The sequence below is a fragment of the Nocardia sp. NPDC056952 genome (assembly GCF_042674185.1).
Classification (GTDB): domain Bacteria; phylum Actinomycetota; class Actinomycetes; order Mycobacteriales; family Mycobacteriaceae; genus Nocardia.
Map to the genome: position 1 here is coordinate 153,244 of NZ_JBHURA010000008.1, position 24,549 is coordinate 177,792.

At 69.3% G+C, this 24,549-nt stretch carries 17 protein-coding genes; 4 read left to right on the plus strand and 13 right to left on the minus strand.

Going from position 1 to position 24,549, the window contains the following annotated elements:
* Positions 1-3: 3 nt before the first annotated feature.
* Positions 4-789, minus strand: a complete 786-nt coding sequence (locus ACFTS5_RS25795; protein ID WP_378635640.1) for an SDR family oxidoreductase — start codon at positions 787-789, stop codon at positions 4-6.
* An 87-nt stretch (positions 790-876) separates the two neighbouring features.
* Here ACFTS5_RS25795 and ACFTS5_RS25800 point away from each other — a divergent pair, with 87 nt between their 5' ends.
* Positions 877-2,526, plus strand: a complete 1,650-nt coding sequence (locus ACFTS5_RS25800) for a (2,3-dihydroxybenzoyl)adenylate synthase (protein ID WP_378635643.1) — start codon at positions 877-879, stop codon at positions 2,524-2,526.
* Positions 2,527-2,578: 52 nt separating this feature from the next.
* Here the strand turns inward: ACFTS5_RS25800 and ACFTS5_RS25805 are convergent, their stop codons facing one another.
* The 8 genes from ACFTS5_RS25805 to ACFTS5_RS25840 all read right to left on the minus strand — a co-directional run bounded on the left by ACFTS5_RS25805 (position 2,579) and on the right by ACFTS5_RS25840 (position 16,191).
* Positions 2,579-2,794, minus strand: coding sequence for a phosphopantetheine-binding protein (locus tag ACFTS5_RS25805; RefSeq protein ID WP_358061797.1), 216 nt, complete (start codon positions 2,792-2,794; stop codon positions 2,579-2,581).
* Between the two features lie 3 nt (positions 2,795-2,797).
* On the minus strand, positions 2,798-3,637 hold the full coding sequence (locus tag ACFTS5_RS25810) for a siderophore-interacting protein (RefSeq protein ID WP_378635645.1): 840 nt from the start codon (positions 3,635-3,637) through the stop codon (positions 2,798-2,800).
* Positions 3,634-4,863, minus strand: coding sequence for an enterobactin transporter EntS (entS, locus tag ACFTS5_RS25815; RefSeq protein ID WP_378635648.1), 1,230 nt, complete (start codon positions 4,861-4,863; stop codon positions 3,634-3,636). Before entS ends, ACFTS5_RS25810 begins: the two co-directional genes overlap by 4 nt.
* Positions 4,860-5,858, minus strand: a complete 999-nt coding sequence (locus tag ACFTS5_RS25820; protein ID WP_378635651.1) for an ABC transporter substrate-binding protein — start codon at positions 5,856-5,858, stop codon at positions 4,860-4,862. Before ACFTS5_RS25820 ends, entS begins: the two co-directional genes overlap by 4 nt.
* A gap of 56 nt (positions 5,859-5,914) precedes the next feature.
* The gene (locus ACFTS5_RS25825; protein WP_378635653.1) at positions 5,915-13,225 is read right to left on the minus strand and encodes an amino acid adenylation domain-containing protein; all 7,311 of its coding nucleotides are present in this window, start codon (positions 13,223-13,225) and stop codon (positions 5,915-5,917) included.
* A gap of 96 nt (positions 13,226-13,321) precedes the next feature.
* A complete protein-coding gene (locus tag ACFTS5_RS25830; RefSeq protein ID WP_378635655.1) occupies positions 13,322-14,128 on the minus strand; it encodes an ABC transporter ATP-binding protein in 807 nt (268 codons plus the stop codon).
* A gap of 12 nt (positions 14,129-14,140) precedes the next feature.
* Complete coding sequence (locus ACFTS5_RS25835; protein WP_378635657.1) at positions 14,141-15,196, minus strand: FecCD family ABC transporter permease; 1,056 nt, start codon at positions 15,194-15,196, stop codon at positions 14,141-14,143.
* A complete protein-coding gene (locus ACFTS5_RS25840; protein ID WP_378635659.1) occupies positions 15,193-16,191 on the minus strand; it encodes an iron chelate uptake ABC transporter family permease subunit in 999 nt (332 codons plus the stop codon). The genes ACFTS5_RS25835 and ACFTS5_RS25840 overlap by 4 nt, the downstream gene beginning before the upstream one ends.
* A 155-nt stretch (positions 16,192-16,346) precedes the next feature.
* On the opposite strand from ACFTS5_RS25840, the gene ACFTS5_RS25845 reads away from it, so the two are divergent.
* On the plus strand, positions 16,347-17,063 hold the full coding sequence (locus ACFTS5_RS25845) for a hypothetical protein (protein WP_378635661.1): 717 nt from the start codon (positions 16,347-16,349) through the stop codon (positions 17,061-17,063).
* Positions 17,064-17,182: 119 nt separating this feature from the next.
* Here ACFTS5_RS25845 and ACFTS5_RS25850 read toward each other — a convergent pair whose 3' ends face one another.
* Positions 17,183-18,748 (minus strand): MFS transporter, encoded by a 1,566-nt coding sequence (locus ACFTS5_RS25850; RefSeq protein WP_378635663.1) that lies wholly within the window; start codon positions 18,746-18,748, stop codon positions 17,183-17,185.
* A 96-nt stretch (positions 18,749-18,844) separates the two neighbouring features.
* Here ACFTS5_RS25850 and ACFTS5_RS25855 point away from each other — a divergent pair, with 96 nt between their 5' ends.
* Positions 18,845-20,002: a DUF5925 domain-containing protein gene (locus ACFTS5_RS25855; protein ID WP_378635665.1), complete on the plus strand. Its 1,158-nt coding sequence runs from the start codon at positions 18,845-18,847 to the stop codon at positions 20,000-20,002.
* Positions 20,003-20,019: 17 nt separating this feature from the next.
* Here the strand turns inward: ACFTS5_RS25855 and ACFTS5_RS25860 are convergent, their stop codons facing one another.
* The gene (locus ACFTS5_RS25860; protein ID WP_378635667.1) at positions 20,020-20,595 is read right to left on the minus strand and encodes a TetR/AcrR family transcriptional regulator; all 576 of its coding nucleotides are present in this window, start codon (positions 20,593-20,595) and stop codon (positions 20,020-20,022) included.
* Between the two features lie 104 nt (positions 20,596-20,699).
* On the opposite strand from ACFTS5_RS25860, the gene ACFTS5_RS25865 reads away from it, so the two are divergent.
* Positions 20,700-22,394, plus strand: coding sequence for a nitroreductase family deazaflavin-dependent oxidoreductase (locus ACFTS5_RS25865; protein ID WP_378635669.1), 1,695 nt, complete (start codon positions 20,700-20,702; stop codon positions 22,392-22,394).
* On the opposite strand, the gene ACFTS5_RS25870 is transcribed toward ACFTS5_RS25865, so the two are convergent.
* Both ACFTS5_RS25870 and ACFTS5_RS25875 read right to left on the minus strand, forming a co-directional pair.
* Positions 22,384-23,637 (minus strand): MFS transporter, encoded by a 1,254-nt coding sequence (locus tag ACFTS5_RS25870; RefSeq protein ID WP_378635671.1) that lies wholly within the window; start codon positions 23,635-23,637, stop codon positions 22,384-22,386. The two genes, ACFTS5_RS25865 and ACFTS5_RS25870, sit on opposite strands and share 11 nt — an antisense overlap.
* A gap of 65 nt (positions 23,638-23,702) precedes the next feature.
* Positions 23,703-24,548 (minus strand): NAD(P)H-binding protein, encoded by an 846-nt coding sequence (locus tag ACFTS5_RS25875; protein ID WP_378635674.1) that lies wholly within the window; start codon positions 24,546-24,548, stop codon positions 23,703-23,705.
* Position 24,549 lies beyond the last annotated feature (1 nt).

Below are 24,549 nucleotides of genomic sequence, written 5' to 3' on the forward strand. Positions count from 1 at the left end.
CGGTCACATGTCGAGCGTTGCGCCACCGTCGACCCGCAGGTCGTGCATCGTGATGTGGCGGGCGTCCTCGGACGCCAGGAAGTGGACTGAGCCCGCGATATCGGCGGGAGCGGCGATGCGGCGCAACGGAATTCCGAGGCGGTAGACACTCGGATCGCCGTCGAGCAGCGCATTCTCGGCCGCGTCGTCGACGGTGCCGCCGAACATCTCGCGCAGCATCGGGGTATCGGTGGAACCGGGCGAGACCAGGTTCACCCGCACGCCGAACGGCGCGACTTGCAGAGCCAGCGAGCGGGTGAAGGCGGTGGCGGCGGCCTTGGCGGCGCCGTAGGCGGCCATCGCGACGCGTGGCGTGGCGGCCGCGTTCGAGGAGACGACCACGATCGCGCCGCGACCGGCGCGGACCATTTCGGCGGCCGCGCGCTGGGTGACCAGCATCGTGCCGGTGGCGTTGACGGTCAGGCAGCGTGCCCAGTCCTGGGGGTCGAGTTCGAGTGCGGAGCCGCCGACCATGAGCCCGGCCGCGTGCACGACGACATCGGGTGTTCCGAATTCCGTGGTGAGCCGGTCGAAGGCGGCCTGTACTTGGGCGCCGTCGCTGACATCCAGTTCGATGCCATGAGCCGATCGTGCCGTCAGATCGGCGGCGACCTTGTGGACGGCGGGGTCGCGGTCCCACAGCGAGAGAACTCCCGCTTCGCCGGCGAAACGGGCGGCGATCGCGGCGCCGATTCCCCCGGCGGCGCCGGTGACGACAACGATTCGCCCTCTGGACTCACCACTATGCATGAGGTTAGCCTAACCTGATTTCGTCGTCGGTTGGTTAGCTTCCCTTACAGCTTCCGGCGAGGAACTTCGAAGATCCGCTGGAAAGAGGTGCTCGACTTGACCGATCCCGTGCTCCCCGGATTCACTCCGTGGCCCGCTGAGCTGGCACAACGATATCGAGAGCAGAACTGTTGGACCGGTGAGACATTCGGCGATGTGCTCACCGCGCGCGCGGTCGCGGCGCCGGACCGGATCGCGGTCATGGACGACGCGAACAGCTGGACCTACGCCGAGCTCGAGCATCGTTCCCGCTCGCTCGCCACCGGTTTGGCCCGCCTGGGCATCGCGCCCGGTGACCGGGTGCTGGTGCAGCTCCCCAATCGCGCGGAGTTCGTCGAGGTGATCTTCGCGCTGTTCGAGCTCGGCGCGCTGCCGGTGTTCTGTCTGCCCGCCCATCGCAAGGCCGAGCTGGTGCCGATCGCCGATGCCGCCGCGGCGAAGGCCATGATCACCTGCGGCACTCACCAGCGTTTCGACTACGCGGCGCTGGCCGCCGAGGTGCGCGGCGAGGTCGAGAGCCTGCGTCACCTGGTGCTGGTCGATTGTGAGTCGCTGCCCGAGGACGCGCACGACATCGACGAATTCCGCGACACTCCCACCGAGTTGGCGGGCCCGTCGCCGAGCGATGTGGCGTTCCTGCAACTGTCCGGCGGGAGTACGGGTATCCCGAAGCTCATCGCGCGTACCCACGACGACTACCTCTACAGCGTGCGCCGTAGCGCCGAGATCTGTGAACTCGACAGCGCCACTGTCTATCTCGCGACACTGCCGGTCGCGCACAACTTCCCGATGAGTTCGCCGGGCATCCTCGGTGCGCTGTGGGCGGGTGGTGCGGTCGCGATGACGCCCGATCCGACTCCGGCGACGGCCTTTCCGCTGATCGAGCGATTCGGCGTCACCATCACAGGTCTGGTCCCCCCGCTGGCGCGGCTGTGGACCGAGCGCGCCGAGGCAGGCGAGACCGCGGATCTGTCCAGTCTGCGCGTACTCCAGGTGGGCGGGGCGCGGTGCCAGGACGAGCTCGCCCGCCGGATCGGTCCCGCGCTCGGTGTGACCTTGCAGCAGGTGTTCGGCATGGCCGAGGGGCTGGTCTGCTACACGCGGCTCGACGACCCGATCGACGTGGTGGTCAGCACGCAGGGCCGGCCGATGTCGGAGTACGACCAGCTCGCCGTCGTCGACGACAACGGTGCCGCGGTGGCGCCGGGTTCCACCGGCAACCTGATCACGCAGGGCCCGTACACCATTCGCGGGTACTACGACAACCCCGCCGCCGATGCCCGCAGCTTCACCGCCGACGGCTGGTACCGCACCGGCGACATCGTGTCCGTGCGCCCCGACGGCAATCTCGTGGTCGCGGGCCGCGCGGGCGACTGGGTGAACCGGGGCGGCGAGAAGGTATCGGCCGAAGAGCTCGAGGCGCACCTGCTCGAACACCCCGCGGTCCGCGACGCTGTCATCGTGGGAACGCCGGATCCTGTGCTGGGTCAGCGCATTTGCGCCTTCATTCAGCCGATCGACCCGGCACAGCGGCCCACGCTGATCTCGGTGCGCAAGTTCGTCCGCTCGCGCGGCGTGGCGGCGTGGAAGATGCCCGACACGGTCGTGGTCGTCGACGAATTCCCGGAAACCGGCGTCGGCAAGACCAGCCGCAAGGATCTGCGGCAGGCACTCGCCGACGGTGCGCACGGCAACTGACCGAGCCGGGGGCGGCGCGGATTTCGAGCCGCCCCCGGCGCGCACCACGCGATCAGGCCAGAAGTTCGATCCACGACCCGAGCACGGGATCACCTGCGAGCGTGGGGAAGTCGATGTCTGCATGTCCGGCCGACCGCCATTTCTCCACGAGCGACATGATGCGAACCGAGTCCAGCCCCGCGTCGAGCAGGTCGGTGTCGGTGGCCAGTTCCGAGCGGTCGACGCCGAGCGCCGTTGCCACATCTGTGATGACTTGTTCGTCGGTCATCGCTCATTCCTCTCGATCGAAGTCGGCGACGCCGCGCTTCCAGTAACCGGCGATCAGTGAGTCCTTCGGCCCGATCCCGAGTTCGCCGCGCACCACCTTGCGGATGCCGCGCAGACAGCCGGCCTCGCCGGCGACCCAGGCGTAAACCCGCTGTCCGGCAGCTACTTCCACACCGCGTACGGCCTTCTCCAGCGCGTCACCGGTGCCCGGCTCGAGGTCGCCGCGGTGCAGCCAGCGCACCTCGATACCCGCGGGCGCATCGATCTCGATCTCTTCCTCTGGTCCGGTCACCTCGATGAACGCCCAGCCCTGCGCGCTCCGCCGCAGTCGTTCCAGCCAGCGCGCGATGGCGGGCAGCGCGGTGATGTCACCGACGAAGAGGAACTTGTCGTAGGACTCCGGGACGACGACGCCACCGGGAGGGCCCGCGATGTGGATCTTGGTGCCCGGGGTCGCCGCGCTCGCCCACTCCGAGGCCAAGCCGCCGGGGTGGATCGCGAAATCGATATCGAGTTCGTTGTCGGCGACGCTGTGGCGGCGCACGGTGTACTCGCGCGACACCGGGCGCGGGTTGCCCCACTCGAGCGACTGACCGTCGCGCGCGGGCAGCCGCAGTACCCCGTCCTCGCACGGAAAGACCAGGCGCACATGCTCATCCGGCACATAGCTGTGGAAGGACGCGATATCGGGCCCGCCGAAGGTGATCCTGAGCAGGCCGGCCCCGATCGCGACCGTGCGGATCACCTCCACTTCCTGCAATCCGATCGGGTACGGGACCTTCGCGCCGTGCTCGCCGGCGAGCACTTCGGCGATGCGCGCGGCATAGCCACTGCGATCTGTCACTGCTGTTCCTTTCCGTGCAGCGGCCCGGCGGCAAGCGCCACCACGCCGGTGAGAACCAGGACCGCGACGCCGTAGAACACGAGCGCGGAACCCGGTGCGAAGAATTGGCCGACGAGTCCGGCGGCCATCGAACCGATCGCGGTGCCGGTCACCGACTGCACCATGAGAAGTCCGGCCATCCGGCCGCGCAGTTCCTCGGGCGCCTGCTGTTGCAGCAGGGTGTAGCGCAGCACGATGTTCACCGCCCTGGCCAGGCCGAAGCCGGCCAGTCCGAGGAACACCAGCGCCGCGTGCGACCACAGCCCGGCGGCGATCACGCCCAGCGGCATGAGGGCCAGCGAGATCAGCAAGGCGAGCCCGTTGTAGCGGGTGCGGCTCATCCAGCCGCTGGTGAGCGAGCCGATGACCGCACCGGCGCCCGGCGCGGCGTAGAGCAGGCCGAGGGTGCCGGGGCCCGCGCCGAGTTCGACTTCGGCGAAGGCGGGCAGCAGCACCAGCGGGCCGCTGACCAGCATGGCGAGCAAGCCGGTGAGCAGGATGATGCGAATGGTTTTGTGCTGCACCGCGAATCGAATGCCGATCGCCAGCTCGCGCACCGGGTTCTGCAGGTCGCGGGCCGGTGGCGGCGCGGGCCCGATCGCGGTGATCAACCCGACCGTGGCGACGGTGGCGCCCGCGCACAGGAAGAACGCGACCGACACCCCCGCCTGCGCGACGAGCACACCGGCGATCGCGGGCGTGATCATGGTGCCGAGGTCGGTGGTGAGCGCGGTCAAAGCGCCTGCCGCCGCGATCTTCTCGCGACCGACCAACATCGGGACCAGAGCCATCAACGCGGAGCCGCTGACGCCGCCCGCGAGTCCGTCGATGACGGCGGCCAGATAGATCACCGAGAGCATCGGATCCGGCAGCACCGCGTTGATACCGAGGATCAGGAACCCGAAACCCGCGGCGCTGCGCGACCATTGGATCACGTTGCGCCGGTCGTAACGGTCGGCGATCACACCGCCCGCGAGGCTGCCGGCGAACAACGCGGCAGCGGTGGTTGTCGCGATGCCGGCGACCTGCAGGGTCGACCCGGTCAGTTGATAGACCTGCAACGGCAGGGCCACCATGAGCAGCCCGAGCCCCAGCACCGACACCAGCCGCGCCGCGAACGCGCACCGGAACGGACGCGAGGTCCGCAGCGGGCTGATGTCGATGAGCAGGCCGCCGACCGCTGTCACTTGAAGCGTTCCACGAGCAGATCGAGCGTGGTCATGACCGTGCGGTAGTCAGGACGTGAGCTGGTCGCGGGCAGCTCGAAGACGGTGTTCGCCTTGAACGAGGGCAGCGACGCGTACATCGGGTCGGCCCGCAGCTCGGCCAGGCTCCGGCCGCCGTTGAGCGGGATCATGAACAGCACGGGCGCGTCGACGGCGGTGTTCAGCAGCTCCGGGCTGAAGCTGATGAAATCGGCGCTGCCTTCGCGAGCGGGGTTGCCCGCCTTGGCTTCGAGCTGCTGGTCCAGGGTGAACCCGACCTCCGAGAGCAGCGTGGGCAGTGCGGCGGTGGGCACGAACGCGGTCGGCTTCTGGCTCTTGAGCGACTGCATGATGACGGTGTTGCCCGCGGGCGCCTTGATGGCGGCCTTGGCCTTGGCCAGCTTGTCCTTGTAGTTGGTGATCAGCTGGTCGACCTTGGACGGCTTGCCGACCACGTCGGCGATCACTCGCAGCTGGTCCTGCCAGTAGGTGGTCTCGGTCGGCACCAGCACGGTCGGGGCGATCGCGCTGAGCTGGTCGTAGGCGTTCACCGACTGCTGCGCCGGGTAGCCCTGGCCGCCGCCGATGATCAGGTCGGGGCGCTGGGCGGCGATGAACTCCAGGTTGATGTTCTCACCGGTGGGCAGGGCCTTCGTGCCCTGCTTCGCCGCGTCCTCGGCCCAGCCGGACGGGAACTCACCCGGCTTGCTGGCGACGCCGAGCAGCCGCGGGTCGGCGGCGACGACCGGCGCCTCGAGGTCGTAGAGGTAGCCGGCCAGGGTGCCGTTGAGCACGACGATGCGCTGCGGATCCGCGGGGACGGAGACCGGGCCCTTCGGGGTCTGGACCTCGCGGGGGCCGCTGGGTGCGGCGGTGTCGCCCGAAGAGGTGCTGCAGCCGGTGAGCGCTGCGATCAGCGCGAGAACCAGCAGGGCGAGGGTGGCGCGGAGCCTGCCCGATGATCGTGTGGTGAACATGGAAGGAGTTGTCCTCATCTTTCTTTTCGAACGGTGAAAAGCGGTGCGCTGCATGCTCAGCCGCCGATCACCGGGTCTGTGTCGAGAAGTGCCGCGACCTCGGCCCAGCCGGCGGGCGACACGATCTCGAAGTGGGAGTAGGGCAGTCGGCGCACCACGAGCCGGGCCCGTGCGGACCGCCAGCCCGCCAGTTGCGCCTCGGTGCGGCCCGGTGTGGTTCCGGTGTCGGCGGCGTAGAGCGCCATCGGGCCGTCGTAGTCGGCCGCGGTGGACGCGGTGACCATGCCGAGCAGGGTTGTCGCGGCCTCGCGCAGTTTCGTCGCCAGTTCTGGTGCGTCGTCCGGGATGCCGGGCAGCAACCGGTCCAGATCGGCGGGGTCGGTGAGGGCGCGGGTCGCCTGTTCGGTGAGATCGGACAGGGCGAACGCGTCGACCAGTCCGGTGAAGGCGACCTGCTCGCCCGCGGCCGTCAGTGCGGCTGCCATGGCGTGGGCGACGGTGCCGCCGAGGGAGTAACCGAGCAGGTGGTAGGGGCCGTGCGGTTGGATTCGGCGGATGGTGGCCACGTAGTGCGCGGCCAGGTCGTCGATGGTCTCGGCACGGAAGGTGGTGTCGCTCAGAGTCGGGAGCTGTAGGCCGATGAGCGGGCGGTCGGCTCGCAGCAGTGTGGCGAGGGGGCCGAACTGCCAGGCGGTGCCGCCGACCGGGTGAACGCAGAACAGTGGCTCGCGCGAACCGGTGGTGCGGAGTTCGAGGACATGATCGAGCCGGGAACCCCAGGCATCGTCGGCCTTCGCGTCGTGTGCTCGGGAAGACGCGCGAGAGGCATTGTCGCTCTGGGCGATCCGCTCGGCGAGTGCCCGTGGGGTCGGCGCCTCGAAGACATCGTCGAGGACGACCGCCAGACCTGCCCGCCGCAGCCTGCCCATCACGCGGACGGCGGTCAGGGAGTGACCGCCTGCCTCGAAGAAGTCGGCGTCGGCACCGATGTCGGTAATGGACAGGACGGCTGCCATCGCCGAACGGATGGCGCTGATCAGCTCGGCGTCCTGGCGCGGGCCGCTGCCGGTCGCCGTCGCGGTGCCGACCGCGAAGTGGGAGCCGACAGCACCGTTGGCCGTGTTCGTTTCGGCTACCCGCCCACTGCTCGGGTCGGCGTCGTAGGCCGGGATCGGCAGGGCCTTGCGGTCGATCTTCTCGCTGGTCGTGCGGGGGATGTGGTCGAGCACGACGAACGCGGCCGGGACCATGTAGGCGGGCACCCGTGCTCGCAAGCCGGAACGGACCGCGACGATGTCGATGCCGGTGTCCGCCTTGGCCACCAGGTAGGCGGCGAGGCGCTGATCGCCGGGGGTGTCTTCGCGCAGGATCACCGCCGCGTGGGCGACGCCGGGGCAGCTCAGCAGGGCTGCCTCGATCTCGCCGAGTTCGATGCGCTGACCGCGTAGCTTCACCTGGCTGTCGGCGCGGCCCACGTAGTCGAGTTCGCCGTGCGGGCCCCAGCTCACGAGATCGCCGGTGCGGTACATGCGTTCGCCGTGTCCCAGCGGGTCGGCGACGAACGAACCCGCGGTCCGGGCCGGGCGGGCGAGGTAGCCGCGCGCCAACTGCGTTCCCGTGAGGTACAGCTCGCCGATCACACCGACCGCGACCGGGCGCAGTTCGGGGTCGAGAACACGCACATCGGCGCCGGTGGCGGGCAGACCGATCGGGACATTGCCGCGGTCGGCGTCGGAGGTCTCGTGGTGGGTGATGCAGACCGCGGCCTCGGTGGGCCCGTACAGGTTGTGGACGCGGGCGCCGGTGAGCGCTCTGATCCGCGCCGCGGTCGGCGGCGGTAGCGGTTCGCCGCCGGTGATCACGCAGCGCAGCGCGGTGCAGCCGCTCAGATCGGCTTCCTCGGCGAGCACGGTGAGCATCGACGAGGTGAGCTGGACCATGCCGACCCGCTCGGTCGCCATCAGGTCGGTCAGGTAGTGCGGGTCGCGGTCGAGTCGACCCGACACCGGTGCCGCGACGACGCGCGCACCGACCAGCAGCGGCAGGAACAGTTCGAGCAGGGAGGCGTCGAACGTCGCCGCGGTGCGGTACAAGACGGTGTCGCCCGCGCCGAACCGGTGCCGTCGCTGCATCCATTCGAAGGTGTTGGCGATGGCCTCGTGCGAGACGCTCACGCCCTTGGGTTCGCCGGTGGAGCCCGAGGTGAACAGCAGGTACGCGGCGTTGCGGGGGCGCAGTGGCGCGAGTCGGTCGAGGTCGGAGACCGGGGTATCGGCGAAACCGGACAGATCCAATGTTTCGACCTGCGCCACAGGTGCGCGATCGGTCGTGAAGCCGTCGGCCGCGGTGGTGAGAACCAGCGCCGCGCGCGATGTTCCGAGGATCCTGTCGGCGCGCTGCGCGGGACTGTGTGGATCCAGCGGCAGGTAGACCCCGCCGGCCCGGCACACCGCGTGCGCGGCGACGATGGACTCGATGCCACGCGTCATCGCCACCGCGACCACGGTTTCGGGCCGAATGCCCTCGTCGATGAGCCAGCGCGCGAGCCGATGGACCCGGCTGTCGAATTCACCGAACGAGAGCGTCACGCCGTTCGCGGTGACGGCGGGCGCGTCGGCGGAGATCGTCGCCGTCACCGACCAGTCGGCCAGCGTGCTGCCGCGTGTTTCCGACGGCATCGCGGCAGCCATGGCTTCCTCGACGGAACCGTCGAGATCGGCGGCCAGCGTGGACAATACGGCGCCGAGGCGATCACTGAGCCGGGTGGCGACCGGGCCGGGCACTGCGGCCGCATCGTGGTGCAGCATCAGCGCGAACTCGGCACCGGGCAACGCGGTCACCGTGACCGGGAAGTCGGTCAGCCCGTCCACATCGACGTCCACCACCTGAACACCACCGGGATCCGGCTGCAACAGACCGGCTTTCGGGAAGTTCTGGAACACGACGAGCGAATCGAACAGCCGTCCGATTCCCAGCGCCCGCTCGATGGTGGCCAACCCGAGGTATCCCCGGGCCTGGCCGTCGAACGAGGTCTGCTGCAATTGCCCGAACTGCTCGGCCACCGGCCTGCCGGCCCCGAGCGACACCCGCACCGGCACGGTATTGCTGAACAATCCGACCATCCCGCCGACACCGGCGAGATCAGCGGGACGCCCGGAAACCACGGTCCCGAACACCACATCGGTGCGCCCGAAGTGATCCGCGAGCACCATCGCCCACGCGCCCTGCAGCACGGTATTCACGGTCAGCCCGTGCCGCCGGGCGTTCTCGGCCAAGGCTGTCGCCACGTCGGCGGCGAGCGGAACCCGCAGTCCGACCGGACGCTGTCGCTGGGCCGTCGTCGAATCCACCGGATCGGTTGCGGATGTAGGGGTGGCGGCGAGCAGGGTCGGTGTGCGCAGGCCGGTGAGGCTTTCGGTCCACCAGTGCAGGGTCGCTGTGGTGTCGCGGGTGGCGAGCCAGGTGAGGTAGTCGCCGAAGTAGGCGGGGGGCGAGAGGGGCTCGCCGGTGTAGAGGGCGAGGGTTTCCCGGACCATCGTCGGTACCGACCAGCCGTCGGCCAGGAGGTGATGGGCGAGCAGAACCAGCCAGTGCGAGGTGTCGGTGAGGCGGATCAGGAGGCCGCGGATCAGCGGCGGCTGATCGATATCGAACGGTTCGGAGCCGGCGCGCCGCACCGAAAGCCGTGCTCGCGCTTCGGGATCAGGTGTCTCGCGCAGATCCTCGACCTGCCACGAGACCCCCGGTGCCCGCGGCACGATCTGCACCGGCTGGTCGAACTGTTCATAGCTGAATGCCGCGCCGAGGTTCGGATGCCGCCGCAGCATGCTCGCGAACGCCGCACCCATGCGCTCCGGATCGACGACGCCGTCGAGGCTGAAGCGGGCCGTCATCGTGTACACGTCGTCGGCGCCGTCGCGCAGTGCGTGGAACAGCAATCCCTCCTGCAAGGGGGACAGCGGGAGCACGTCGGCGACCGGTCCGTAGGTCGCGCTGAACTCGTCCACGTCGCTCTGCGCGAGCGCTGCGATCAGGCGGCCGGGCGCTGTCGGGAGCGACGACGAGACAGCGGGTGCCGACTCGAATCCCACGGCGGTCGTGGGATGGTGCGGCTCGGGGGCCGCCTCCGCGGCCAGCGCGGCGAGGCTGCGCCGGGTCAATAGTTGCTGGGGGAGGAGGGTGAGGCCCTCGGCGCGCAGGCCGCTGCTGACGGTGATGGCGGTGATGCTGTCGCCGCCGACGGCGAAGAAGTCGTCGTCCATGCTGACGGTGTCGAGGCCGAGGGTGGTCGAGATCGCCTGGTGGACAGCATGTTCGGCAGCGGTAGCCGGCGCGCGTCCGGACTCGTCCGTTGCCGGGTCCGGGAGCGCCGTGCGGTCGAGTTTTCCGTTGACCGTGGTGGGCAGGGCGTCGAGGACGACGAGTCGCGCAGGCACCATGTGCTCGGGGACCAGGCCGGCCAGGCGGGTGCGGGCGGCCGAGGTATCGAGCTCGCCCGTCGCGGCGACGACGTAGCCGATCAGGGTGGGGCGCCCGGCGATGTCCCGGATATCGGCTGCCGCGGTGCGGATCTCGGTCAGACCTTCGAGTGCCGCTGCCACATCACCGAGTTCGACGCGGTGGCCGCGGATCTTCACCTGGTTGTCGACCCGGCCCAGGTATTCGTAGCCGAGCCCGGGAACCCAGCGCGCCCGGTCGCCGGTGCGGTACATCCGTGCTCCCGGCGGACCGTACGGATCGGCGACGAAAGACTGCGCGGTAGTGGCGAATCGGCCGAGGTAGCCCCGCGCGATCTGCGGACCTGCGAGGTACAGCTCGCCGACCTGTCCGTCGGCGACGATCTGCAATCCGTTGTCCAACAGGTGAGCCCGTGAGCCCGCGACCGGCATCCCGATCCGTGGACCAGCGCCGTCGATCGGCGCCCCGATCACATCCACCGTCGCCTCGGTCGGGCCGTACAGATTGACCGCCGCGAACCCGCCGCGATCGATCGCGCCCCACAGCTCCGCCGAGCAGGCATCGCCGCCGATCACCAGCGTCAGCGGCGGGCGCGCTGTCCCATCGGCGCTCGCGAGATCCGTCGCTGTCGAGATCTGCCCGATCACCTCGGTGCTCGCTGTCGCCGACTTCCGGCCGACCGGGCTCGACTGTGCCGACGACGGTAGTTCGCTGGTCAAGCCGTGTTCCAGCAGGGCGGCGACCAACGACGGAGTGCCGTCGACGACGTCGATGCCGTCCTGGGCGAAAGCCTCGACCAGGGCGGCCGGGTCGCGCCGGGTATCGCTGTCGTACACGTGGATTCGATGTCCGGCGGTCATCCACAGCAGTGGGTCGAGCGAGGCGTCGAAGGCGAAGGAGGTGGTGTGCGCGATGGTCAGCTGACGGTCGCCCGCGCGCCTCGCGGCGGCGGCGTGGATCCCGGCGCGGTGCGCGGCGACGAGTGCGGCCAGGGAGCCGTGCTGTACGACAACACCTTTCGGCTGTCCGGTCGAGCCCGAGGTGTAGATCACGTAGGCCGCGTGCTCGGGCCGCACCGCGAGAGCGAAATCGGTGTCCGCGTTGTCGTCGAGCCGCGCACGGAAGTCGGCGTCGTCGATCGCGATGGCGTCGGCGCCGAGCTGGGCCGCCAACTCACCGGCGCTGAGCACCACGGCGGGGCCCGCGTCCGCGATCGTGGCGCGCAGCCGGGCGACCGGATGTTCCGGATCCAGAGGGAGATAGGCGCCACCGGCCCGCCAGACGGCGAGCACCGCGACGACGAATTCCACATCGCGGGGTAACGCGAGGCCGACGATCGCGTCCGGCCCGACCCCGGCCTCGCGCAGCAAGCGCGCGAGCCGGTTCACCCGGAGCCGAAGTTCGGCGGCGGTGTACTCGGCCTGCGCCGAACTCAGCACCACGGCGTCCGGTTGCTCGGTGAGCACCTGTTCGAGAAGGTCGGGGACCATCGCGACCGACTGCTCGTCGTCGTGAAGAGCCCGGGTTTCGGTGTCCGGCAGCTGCATTGCCGTCGAGCGCGCGGCCAGCAGCCGCGTGCGCTCGGCCGGATCGAGCAGTTCGAGCGCACCCACCGCGATCTTGTCCGACCCGGTGAAGGACTCGATCACCCGGACCAACCGGCCGATCCGCCCGCGCACCGTGTCCGCGTCGTTGGTTCGCGCATCGGATTCGAATCCGAGCAGCACCGTGCCGTCGGGCAGCGGAGTGACGGTCAGCCCGAGGTCCTCCGGTGGCCCGCCTGCCACATTGCGTAGCACACCACGCGCGCCGTCGAAATCGAGGGTGAAGTCGAAAACCTTGAGGTTGATGCCGATTCCGTGCAGGAGTTCGCCCGCGCCGTGGCCGTGGAAGTCGCGGGCGAGGTCGTCGCCGCTGTAGCGCTGGTGCTTGCGGACCTCGCGCAGGATGTCGGCGATGCGGGGACCCAGTTCACCGAGCCGGTCACCCGCGCTCACCGTGACCCGCAGGGGAAGCACGTTCACCGCCATGGCGGGTGTGCGCAGGGCGGCACGGCCGACCCGGCCCATCAGCAGCATCGACACCACCACATCGGCGGTGCCGAGTTGGCGGTGCAGGAACGCGGCGTAGCAGGCGACGAGTGCGTCGGCCCACGTGATGCCGTGCCGTTCGGCGCTTTCGCGCAGTGCCGCGAGCAGTTCGGTGGACAGGATGGCTTCGGCGCGGATCGTCCGCTCGACCGCACCGCCCAGGTGGCGACCGCGACCGTCGAGATCCGGCCAGGGGGTGAGCTGGTCGCGCCAGTAGGCGCGGTCGGCCTCGAATTCGGGGCCGGACCGATAGGCCTGCTCCTCGGCGACCAACTCGGCGATGGTTCCGAAAGTTTGTTTCGGCGAGGGTGTTCCGCGTCGGAGGGAGGTGTAGTGGGCGGCGACCCGGCGCGAGAGCAGCGCCGCGCTGTAACCGTCGACGATGAGGTGGTGGTAGAGCTGCACGCACCAGACCACGCAGTCGGAGATCCGGATCAGCGTGTAGTTGTAGAGTTGCCGGTCGACCATGCCCCGGCACCGTTGCGCGGCCTGCTCGCGCTCCAGCGCGACGGCCTCGTAGGCCAAAGCCATCGGCTCCGCAGCCGCCCGGAGATCGACGGTCGGTCGCAGCACCGCTTCGGCATTGCTCACGAATTGCCTTGGCCCGTCAGCGGTTTCGGTGAACCGCAGCCGCATGTTCTCGGCCTCGGTGACGGTGCGACGGATCGCCTCGCTCAGCAGGCCGACATCGATCGGAGCGTCCCCGGTGATCTCGAGGACCTCGCCGACCAGGTAGCGCCCGGACTCGGGATCGAAGCGCTGGGCGTTCCAGATGCCGAGCTGCGGTCCGGTCAGCGGCAACTCGAGACCATCTGTCACGGCAACTCCCTCCCTCGTCACATTCACAATCAGTTAGGTTAGCCTAACTTAACTAATTGCGGAATACCTATGTTCGGCTGCCGCATCGCCGCAGGTCTAGCGCACCTTGGCGGCATCCTGTGCCAGCGGAATCACCAGTGGCGTACCGGTTTCCGGGTCGTCGACGATTCGGCACCGCAACGAGAAGACCTCGTCGACGAGCTCGGCGGTCACGATGTCGGCGGGCGCACCCGTCGCGACCACCCGCCCGTCGCGCATGGCGACGAGGTGATCGGCGTAGCGGAAGGCGTGGTTGAGGTCGTGCAACACGGCCACGACGGTCCGCCCGGATTCGCGGTTCAGTGACCGGCACAGATCGAGCAACTGGATCTGATAGGCGATGTCGAGATAGGTCGTCGGCTCGTCGAGCAGGATCAGCGGGGTGTCCTGGGCGAGCACCATCGCGATCCACACCCGCTGGCGCTGACCGCCCGAGAGCTCATCGACCATCCGCGCCGACAACTCGGTGACACCGGTCGCCGCCATCGCCGAGGTGACGGCTTCCTCATCGGCCTTCGACCACTGCCGCAGCAGCGTCTGATGCGGATAGCGGCCGCGGGCAACGAGATCGGCGACCCGGATGCCGTCCGGCGCGGTGGAGGTCTGGGGCAGCAGACCGATCTGCCTGGCCACCTGCTTCGCCGGGTAGGAACTGATCGGTTTGCCGTCGAGCAGCACGGTTCCCGACTCGGGGGTGAGCAGCCGGGCCAGTGCGCGCAGCAGCGTGGACTTGCCGCACGCGTTCGGGCCGATGATCACCGTGAACTTGCCGTCCGGGATATCCACCGACAGCTGGTCGCTGATCGTGGTGCCCTTGTAGCCGAGGCGGACCCGGTCGGCGCGTAGCCGTGAAGTGTCGTTCATCTTTTCGCTTTCCTAGTTCCGTCGCGCCTCGGCGACCAGCAGATATGCCAGGTACAGGCCACCGACCGAGACGGTGACGAGGCCGACCGGCACGGTGGTCGGGGCGAACGCGTGCTGGGCGATCCAGTCGCAGGTGATCAGCAACATCGCTCCCATCGCCGCCGAGGGCGCGAGCGCGATCGACGGTGTGCGGGCCAGCTTGCGCGCCAGATGCGGTGCGGCGAGGGCGACGAACGCGATCGGGCCCGCGACCGCCGTCGCCACCGCGGTGAACGCGACGCTGAGCACGATCAGCCACAGCATCGCCCGGCTGACATTCAGACCGAACGCCCGGGCGGTGTCGTCACCGAGTTCGAGGATCTGCAAGCGGGGTGCCGCCGGGATCAGCGCGATCGCCAGCAGCGCGAGGATCACCACCGCGGGACCGACCTGCGGCCACGAGAGTCCGTTGAGCGTGCCCGCACCCCAGGCCGCCGCCGACATCGCCGCGTCCAGGTCGGCGCGCAGGATCAGCCAGGTGTTGATCGAGGCGAGCATGGCGCTGACGCCGATGCCGACGATGATCAGCCGGAACCCGGCCACGTTGTGCCGGAACGCGAGTAGGTGGATGACCAGGGCGGCGCCGAGCCCGCCGATCACCGCACCGGTCGCGGTCTGCAGGTGCCCACCGCCCAGGGTCAGGATGGCGATCAGCGCGCCGGTGTAGGCGCCGGTGTTGAACCCGACGATGTCCGGGCTGCCCAGCGGATTCCTGGTCACCGATTGCAGAATGGCGCCGCTCACGCCCAGCGCGGCGCCGAGGATCAGGGCGAGCAGGATGCGCGGCAGCCGCCAGTCCCACACCACCAGCCGGTCGAACCGCTCGTCGCCGATCACCAGCGCGCGCAACACCCGCAGTGGCGGGATCAGGTAGTCACCGCTGCCGAGGGCCAGCACCGCCGTCACCACCGAGATCGTGAGCAGGACAGCGCAGACCACCAGGGTGCGCACGCCGATCCGGGCGGAGAAACGTGTTCCGCGCGGCCGGACCACCAGCATCGCGCGGCCGAAATCGATCGTCGAACTCATGCGGCGGCACCTACTCTTGCGCGACGGGCCAGCCAGATCAGTACCGGCGCCCCGAGGAACGCGGTGACCAAGCCTGCGGGGACTTCATCGGGACGAATGACGAGGCGGCCCACGATGTCGGCCGACAGCACCAGGATCGGTGCGAGCACCAGCGAATAGGCGAAGATCCAGCGCTGGTCGGGTCCGATCAGCCAGCGGGCCACATGCGGAACCGCGAGACCGACGAACGCGATCGGGCCCACCGCGGCGGTGGCGGTGCCGCACAGCAGCACCACCGCCAGCGCGGTGAACAGGCGCGTGCGGCCCACGTGCACACCCAGCGAGTGCGCCAGATCGTCGCCGAGCGCGACCGCGTTGAGCGAGCGCGCGCACAGCGCCGCGATGATCAGGCCCGCCGCGATGAACGGGGCCGCGCCGTAGAGGATCTCGAATCCGCGTCCGGTGAGTCCGCCGGAATCCCACTGACGCATTTCGTCGAAAGCCTTGGGGTGCATGAGGATCAAGCCCCTGGTCAGGCCGCCGAGAACCGCGGTGGCGGCGACGCCGGCCAGCGTCAGCCGCACCGGGTCGGTGCCGGATCGTCCGGCGGTGCCCACGCGGTAGACGACCACCGACACCAGCGCGGCGCCGAGGAATCCGAACCAGACGTACGAGGTGATCTCGCTCACGCCGAACATCGCGACGGCGATGGTGATCGCGAAGGCCGCTCCCGCGTTGACGCCGAGCAGGCCGGGGTCTGCCAGCGGGTTGCGGGTCAGGCCCTGCATCAAGCAGCCCGCGACGCCGAGCGCGAGCCCGACCAGCAGCCCGAGCAGAGTGCGTGGCACGCGGTACTCGGTGACGGTCACGTGATCGGGAGTAGTGCTCACGCCGAACAGTGCCTGCCAGACATCGCCGATCGCAATGGCTTTCGTGCCGACCAGCAGGCTGAGAGCACATACTGCGACCAGCGCGAATGCGGCAAGAAGCCACCCGCACCAACGCGGATTTCTCATCAGGGTTCTCTCTCGCGGCGAAACTGGGTCGTCTTGGAGGTTAGCCTAAGCAAGGTCTTGATAGGTGAGGCTTACCTCGCTATGGTCACATCTCGCCCGGACCGCAGCTTGTGCGCCGCGCATCTCGCCACGAGGAACACGAAAGGTTCACCCCCGTGAAAATCACCAAGTTCGCCCTGCTGGCCTCCACCGTCAGCGTTGCCCTCGGCATCGCTGCCGGAACCAGCCACGCAGCACCTGCCGCGGATGAGCCGATCAACTTCACCTCCACCACCACCGAGACCTCGACGATCATCGGCACCGACGCGGGCTCGATGGTGGTCGAGGACGGCGTCTTCAAGATCAAGGCCGCCAACGGCACCACCGTCGCGGGTACCGAATTGGCCTTCCGCGTAGACGAATTCGTGTTCCCGATCGCCGCCGACATCTCCGGCCGCACCGCCACGCTGACCCCGCAGTTCGACCTGGCGCACGCCACCTACAAGCCGGTCGCGCTGCCCTTCGAGGACAAGGCGCCGTGGAAGAGCGAGTACGACCGTGAGCAGGCCGCCTGGAGCCGCATGACCGGCACCATCTCCCTGGGTGCCAGCATCGCCACCCTGGTCGGCGGCCTCGGCGGCGGCGCGGTCGGTTGTGTGCTCGGCGGCATCGCGGGCGCCACCATCGCCTCGGCCACCATCGTCGGCATGTTCGGCCCGTTCATCCCGGCCGCGGCCGTGGGCTGCGTCGCCGGCATCATGGCCATCGGCGCGCTCGGTACCCTCGCGGGCCAGATCTTCATCACCGCCCCCGTCGCGATCATGGCCGCGGTGCAGTACTTCACCACCATCAACTCGCCGATGCCGAACAACCCCGCCCCGGCTGCCAAGTAGGCGATCAGGACCTCGGCCGAATCGGCCGAATACGAACCTCGCGGAGGGGACAACTCAGCGAGAGACGAATCCCGCCCGGTCAGCATCGGGCGGGATTCGTTGTGTCCGAACCACTTCGGTCAGTCGGTGTCGGACGTCTTCTCGTTCGGCGCGGGGATCTGCCGCAGCAGTCCCATGACCAGCCCGGCGGCAACGGCGGTGAGCCCGATGCCGACCACCGAGTTCACCTGCAGCGCTTGGGTGTAGGCCTCGCGCGCGACGGTGGACAACTCGGCGCCCAGCGTTTCGGGCAGTGTCGTCGCGACGTGCAGGGCGCCCGCGAGGGTGTCCTCGGCCACCTGCGCGACCTCCGGTGGGAGTCCGGCGGGCAGCTGCTCCGACATCTGCCCGCGGTAGACGGCGGTGCCGATGCTGCCGATCACCGCCACGCCCAGCGCCGCCGACAATTCCTGACCCGTTTCGGAGATGGCCGAGGCGGCACCGGCGCGTGCCGGGTCGACCGCGCCGACGATCAGGTCGAGGCCGAGGACGAACATCGGGCTCAGGCCGAGGGAGAACACCACCATGCCGGTGACGATCAACGCCAGGTCGTCGGCGCCGGAGAGCTGAGTGAACAGCGCGTACCCGGCCATGGCGATGATCAGGCCGCCGGTCATCAGGTAGGCGGGCCGGATCTTGGGCGCGAGCGCGCTCACCACCCCGGCCGCCACGACCATCGCCGCCGCCTGCGGCACGGTCCACAGACCGGCCTCGAACGCCGAAAGGCCGAGCACCAGTTGCAGATACTGCGCGAGCAGCAGGAACAGCCCACCCATCGCCAGCATGGCCACCATCAACGCGACCAGCGAGCCGCTGAACCGGACATTGCCGAACAGGCGCAGGTCGATCAGCGGATTGGTCAGGCGTTGCTGACGCAGGACGAACACCGTGCCGAGTACCAGACCGCCCACCAGCACGCCGACGGCCTCGATCGACCAGCCGTCCTTGGCCAGCTCCTTGATGCCGTAGATGACGCCCATCACCGACAGCAGCGACAGGACCGCGCTGAGAATGTCGAGCTTGCCCGGATTCGGGTCCTTGTACTCGGGCAGCAGGAACGGGCCGGTCGCCAGCAGCAGCACCATCGCGGGCACCGCCACCAGGAATACCGAACCCCACCAGAAGTTCTCGAGCATCGCACCACCGACGAGCGGTCCGATCACCATGCCGACCATGAAACTGGTCATCCACACACTGATCGCGGCAGTGCGCTGGCGGTCGTCGTGGAACATGTTGCGGATCAGCGCCAGCGTGGACGGCATCAGCGTCGCGCCCGCGATGCCGAGCAGCGCGCGGGTGCCGATCAGCATGTTGGCGCTGGTCGAATACGCGGCGATCACGGAGGCGACGCCGAAGGCCAATGCGCCGATCATCAGGAGTTTGCGCCGGCCGATGCGGTCGCCGAGGGTGCCCATGGTGATGAGGAAGCCGGCGACCAGGAAGCCGTAGATGTCGAGGATCCACAGCAATTGGGAGCTGCTGGGTTCGAGTGCTTCGCTGATGCTGGGGATCGCCAGGTAGAGCACGCTCAGGTCCATCGAGATGAGCAGCGTCGGCAGGGCGAGGACGGCCAGTCCGATCCACTCCTTGATCCCGGCCGTCGTGGTGGATTCCGGCGGGGACTGGTCGTGCTGGGTGGACGTCACACTACGACGGTACCGACGGATTCGCCTTCGATGCCAGCGAGTTTCCGGCGGTGCTCGCCGTAAGTCATTGGACATTCCGGGCCGACGACCACGATCATGGGCTCGGTGTCCACACGTAATGAACAGCTCAGGCTCGTCGATTCGCCGCGTCAGCCGCAGGATCAGGGCGAGCCGTTTCCGTGGTCGGCGACCATCGACTCCACCTATTCGACCCGCGATGCGATCGACGCGCTCGCTCTTGCCCCGTTCCTGCGCGGCGACCAGCCGTTCGCCCGCCAGGCTCATCTCGACCGGGTGCGCCCCGACGCGGCGCTGCGGCCCGGCGACTCGCGGATCGTGCGCTCGGTCGCCGACGACGACAGCAGTGCCTTGCTCGCGGCCGGTGACGGCTGGGCATTGCGGGCAGTGCGGTGGGCGAGCGGTTCGGCCACGATCGAGGTCACCGCGGTGAGCGACGAACTCGCCGTCGATGTGCTGGCACAGGCCACCGATGGGGCTTCACTGTCACGTGACAGTGAAGCCACGGTCGAGATGGGATTCTGGCACATGGACGTCCGGCGCCCCGCGCGCAGACGACGCCAGATCGCGGCGCCCGCGTGGGCGGAGATCCGTGGCAACTACACCGGCTCGGTGTCGGCGAGCATGGAGCGATTGATGGGGCTCGGCGTCGCCGATATCAAGGGACGGCTGGTGCTGCTGCACGGTGAGCCCGGCACCGGCAAAACCACCGCGCTGCGTGCGCTCGCGCGGTCGTGGGCGCCGTGGTGTCAGGTCGACTGTGTCGTCGATCCGGAAGAACTGTTCAGCAATCCCGGCTACCTGATGGAGGTCGCGGCGGGCGCCGACGGCGACGACGAGGACGGACGCTGGCGGCTGCTGGTGCTGGAGGACTGCGACGAACTGATCCGTGGCGAGGCGAAAGAAGCAGCGGGGCAGAAGCTTTCGCGTCTGCTCAACCTCACCGACGGCATGCTGGGCCAGGGCCGCAACGTGTTGATCGCGATCACCACCAACGAGGACCTCTCCCGGCTGCACCCCGCCGTGGTGCGGCCGGGCCGTTGCCTGGCCCAGCTCGAGGTCGGCCGCCTCTCGGCGACGGAAGCCCACGAGTGGCTGGCCCGCCACAACGGCGCTCCCGTCGAGTCGAGCTTCCCGGACGGTGCGACCCTCGCCGAACTGGTCGCCCACCGCGACGGTGGGATCCAGATCCGATCCACCATCGACCACTCCACCGACGTCGGCATGTACCTGTAGCGCTGCGGGCGTGCTGGTCAGGGCGTGCCGACCGGGCGGATGTGCGCCCTGACCAGCTCGGTGAGGTGACGGCCGACGCGGTCGAGCGGCTCGGTGCTGTGCTTGGCCAGCGACATCACCACCGCGCCCTCGATCGTGGCGATGACGGTCGTCGCCAAGGAGCTGGCGGTGTCGGGGTCGATGTTCTCCGCGCGCAGCCGGGTCTCCAGTGTCCGCTCCCAGTCGTCGAACGCCTCGCCTGCCGCGTCGGCCGCGGCGGGTGACTCCGAGCGTCCGAGTGCCGCGGCCACGATCGGGCAGCCGGCGAGGAAGTCGCTGGACTCGACGACCTGTTTCCACGCGTCGGCGAACGACGCGATGGTCTCCTCCGGCTTGGTGTTCTTGCTGAAGGTCTCGATCAGCGTGGTCATCGCCCGGCCCGCGACCCGGGTGGCCTCGGTGATCAACTCGGACTTGCCGCCGGGGAAGTTCAGATAGATCGTCCGGCGGGAGAGCCCGCTGTGGTCGAGCAGGTTCGCGACACCGGTCCCGGCCACGCCGTTGCGGCGCACGAGGTCGATCGTGCTCTGGACGAGTCCGTCGCGTGCTGCCATCGACATCCTTTCGATCGGTCCGATTGAAGTATACCGATCGGTGTACTACCGTCGGGTAAGTACACCGATCGGTGTACTCGACGTGATCCGCGGAGGAGCCGACGATGACAGCCCTGAGCGATCCGCTCGCCCTGCCGTGCGGCCAGGTACTGCCCAACCGGCTGATGAAAGCCGCGCTCAGCGAGGGGCTCGGTACCGCCGCCGGCGCGCCGGACGAACGGCTGGAGCGGCTCTACAGCCGGTGGGGCACCGGCGGTTTCGGTCTGGTGGTCACCGGCAACGTGATGGTCGACCACGACCATCTCGGTGAGCCCGGCAATGTCGTGATCGCCGACGAACGCCACCTCGACGACCTGCGCCGCTGGGCACGAACCGCCAAGGACGGTGGCACCCGGCTCTGGATGCAGATCAATCACCCCGGGAGGCAAGCTAATCCGCTCGCGACCCGGTCGCAGCCGGTAGCGCCCTCGGCGATCGGGCTGGGTCTGCCCGGTATCCCGGCGCCGCGCGCGCTCACCGACGCCGAGATCGTCGACATCGTGCACCGATTCGCCACCACCGCGCGGATCGCCGAGCGCGCGGGTTTCGACGGCGTGCAGATCCACGGCGCGCACGGCTACCTCGTCTCACAGTTCCTCTCGCCGCTGGCCAATCAGCGCGACGACCGCTGGGGTGGTGACCCGCAACGGCGCGCACGATTCGTGCTGGAGGTGGTGCGCGCGATCAGGGCCGAGGTCTCGACGTCGTTCGCCGTCGCGATCAAGCTCAACTCCGCGGACTTCCAGCGCGGCGGCTTCACCGAGGACGAGTCGCGCGAGGTGGTGCGCCGCCTCGCCGCCGAGCAGCTGGATCTGATCGAGATCAGCGGCGGCAGTTACGAATCGCCCGCGATGATGGGCAGGCCGGCGGCGCGTTCGGCGAGCACCGTCGCGCGCGAGGCGTACTTCCTCGAGTACGCCGAGTCGGTCCGGGCGGCCGCCGGGTCGGTGCCGCTGGCCGTCACCGGCGGATTCCGTTCCCGCGTGGCCATGGTCGACGCGGTCGAGTCGGGAGAATGCGATGTCGTGGGCCTCGGCAGGCCCAGCGCGGTGTCACCCGACGCCGCGGGCGACATCCTGCACGCGCGCACAGCCCGGCTGCATTCGCCGCAGATCTCGCTGCGCCTGCCCGCGCGCGTGTCCACACTGTCCAACGTCAAGAGCCTCGAAGGTGCCCTCGACCTGCAGTGGCACACCGATCAGCTGCATCTGCTCGGGGCGGGCGACGAGCCCGACCCCGACCGCACACCGTGGCTCACGGTAGCGGCCATGCTGAAACATCACGGCGTCGACGCGTTCCGTAGCAGAAGGGGATCGACAATGAACAACAAGGACCCGAAGCGGCGCAAGTTCGAGGTCGAGCGGGCGGTGGGTCGCTATGTCGCCAACCCGGCGGTCCGCGCGCTGAGCCGGATCGGCATCCGCACCTCGTTCGCGACCGAGCTCGAGACGATCGGACGCAAGTCCGGGCAGGCCAGGGTGGTGCCGGTCTCGGTGGCGTTCGACGACAGCGGCGCGTGGGTGATCAGCCAGCACGGGACCAGGTCGGGGTGGGCCGCCAATATCGGCGCGGAACCGAAAGTACGGGTCCGCCAGGGGAAGCGGTGGCGAACCGGGACCGCTGAGCTGCGCCCGGACGACGATGTCGTCGCGCGGGCTCGCGCCTTCGCGCCCAATCCGGTGTTCGCCGGGCTGACCGCGGCGAGCTTCCGCGCGTTGCAGAGCACGCCGGTCTCGGTCCGGATCACCTTCACCGACTGACGACCTTCGCTGTGGCCGCGCAGGCCAGGGTGAGTACCAGCGGAACGGCCAGTGCCGCGGTGAGCGGGATCACGGCGGTGAGCCAGCCGATCATCGCGGGGCCCGCGAGCAGGCCGAGGTAGCCGATGGTGAAGACGCGCGACATATCCGTGGCCGCTGTCGTGCCGCCGAGATTGCCCGCGGTGGAGAAGATCTGGGGGACGCCGCCCGCCAGGCCGAGGCCGCACATCGCCCAGCCGAGAAGGGTGAGTGGCAACCACGGCGATCCGATGACCACCGCGAATCCCGCTGCGGCGAGCAGGCTTCCGTAGCGAACCATCGCGACGGGGCCGACGGCCGCGCTGATCCGGTCGGCGATGAATCGGCCGAGGGTCATGGTGGCGGAGAAGGCGCCGAAGGCGAGGGCGGCGCTCGCCTCGGACGCGTCGAGGTGTTCGCGTACCTGCAGCGCGCTCCAGTCGGCCGCGACGCCCTCGGCGAGGAGAAGGACGAACGCGATACACCCGAGCGAGAACACTTTGCGTGACCGCCGGCGCCGCTCGCTCCGCTGATCGATGCGGAGGCGAGTCGTGTCGGCGGGAACGGCGGATGTCGCACCCTGGCTCGCACTGTCAACGGCTCGGCTGTCGGCACTGTCGTAATGCTCTGCATGCGAGGGTGATTCGGCCTCGCTGTGGCCGAGCAAGTGCGGCACCAGCAGTGCGGTGACGCACAATCCGCCGATTCCGGCGCAGAGCAGCGTCAGCTGGGATGCCCACCCCGCGTGCTGGGCGGCGGCCCCCACCAGCGAACCGGCGAACGCGCCCGCCGAGAACATCGCATGGAACGCCGACATGATCGGTCGGCGGTACGCACGTTCGACGTGGACCGCCTGGGTGTTCATCGACACGTCGAGCGCGCCCATGCCGAACCCGAAGCAGGCCAGGGCAATCGCCAAGGTGATCGGACCGGTCGCCAGGCCCGGGCCGATCACTGTCACGGAGATGGCCGATGCGGCCAGGGCGACCAGCGTGCGGCTGCCGAACCGGTCGGCGGCGGGGCCTGCCAGCCGCATGCCGACGAGCGCGGAGCCCGACATCAGCAGCACGAGCACGCTGAGCGTCGAGGGTGACACCCCGGTCCGGTCGGTGATCGCCGGAATGTGGACCACCCACATCGCGAGCAGGAACCCGTTCAGCGTGAAAGCCGCGAATACCGCGGCCCTGGCCGGCAGAAACCCGCGGTCGATCGTCGCTGCACTCACCACTTCGACGGTACCGGCCACGAGATCCCGGTATTTCGAGATCACCGGGCCCTGGTGGTCGACTGCTACGGCTGGGGTGTCCAGGCTCCGGTGGCGGCGGTCTCCTTGGCGTAGTCGGTGAAGTCGCGCGCCTCGCGGCCGAGGGCTCGGCGGACACCGTCGGCGGTGGGGGTGTTGCGGCCGTCGAGGATGGTGCCGAACAGGTAGTCGAGCAGGCTGATCACGTCATCGGGAACCTGGTATTCACTCAGGGCCGCAACGAATTCCGGCCTCGAGACGGGAACGAAGGCGATCTCGCGACCGGTGGCCGCGGCGATCTCGCCGACCGCGTCGGCGAAGGTCAGGGCGCGCGGGCCGGTGAGCTCGTAGAGCTGACCCGCGTGGCGCGAGTCGGTGAGCGCGGCCGCCGCCACCTCGGCGATGTCGTCGACGTGTACGAACGGTTCCGGCACATCACCGTTGGGCAGCGCCACCGCACCGGCGAGCACGTCGTCGACGAAGGCGCCTTCGCTGAAGTTGTGCGCGAAGAAGGCGCAGCGCACGATGGTCCAGCTCAGACCCGAATTCTGCACGATCTCTTCGCATTCGAGCGCTTCGGGTTCGCCGCGACCGGACAGCAGCACCACCGAGCGCGCGCCCGCGGCTCGGGCGGCGGCGGTGAACGCGCGGATGATGTCCGGGGCCCCGGGCACGGCGAGGTCGGGCTGGAAGGCGAGATAGACGGAGTCGACACCGGCGAGCGCGGGCGCCCAGGTCTGCCGGTCGGTCCAATCGAAGGGGATCGCCGCGGTGCGCGAGCCGTGGCGGACCGGCCGGCCCGCGGCTTCGAGGAGGGCCGCCACCCGGCTGCCGGTCTTGCCGGTAGCGCCGGTGATGAGGGAAAGCTGCTGGTGAGAAGCGGTGTTTGTCATG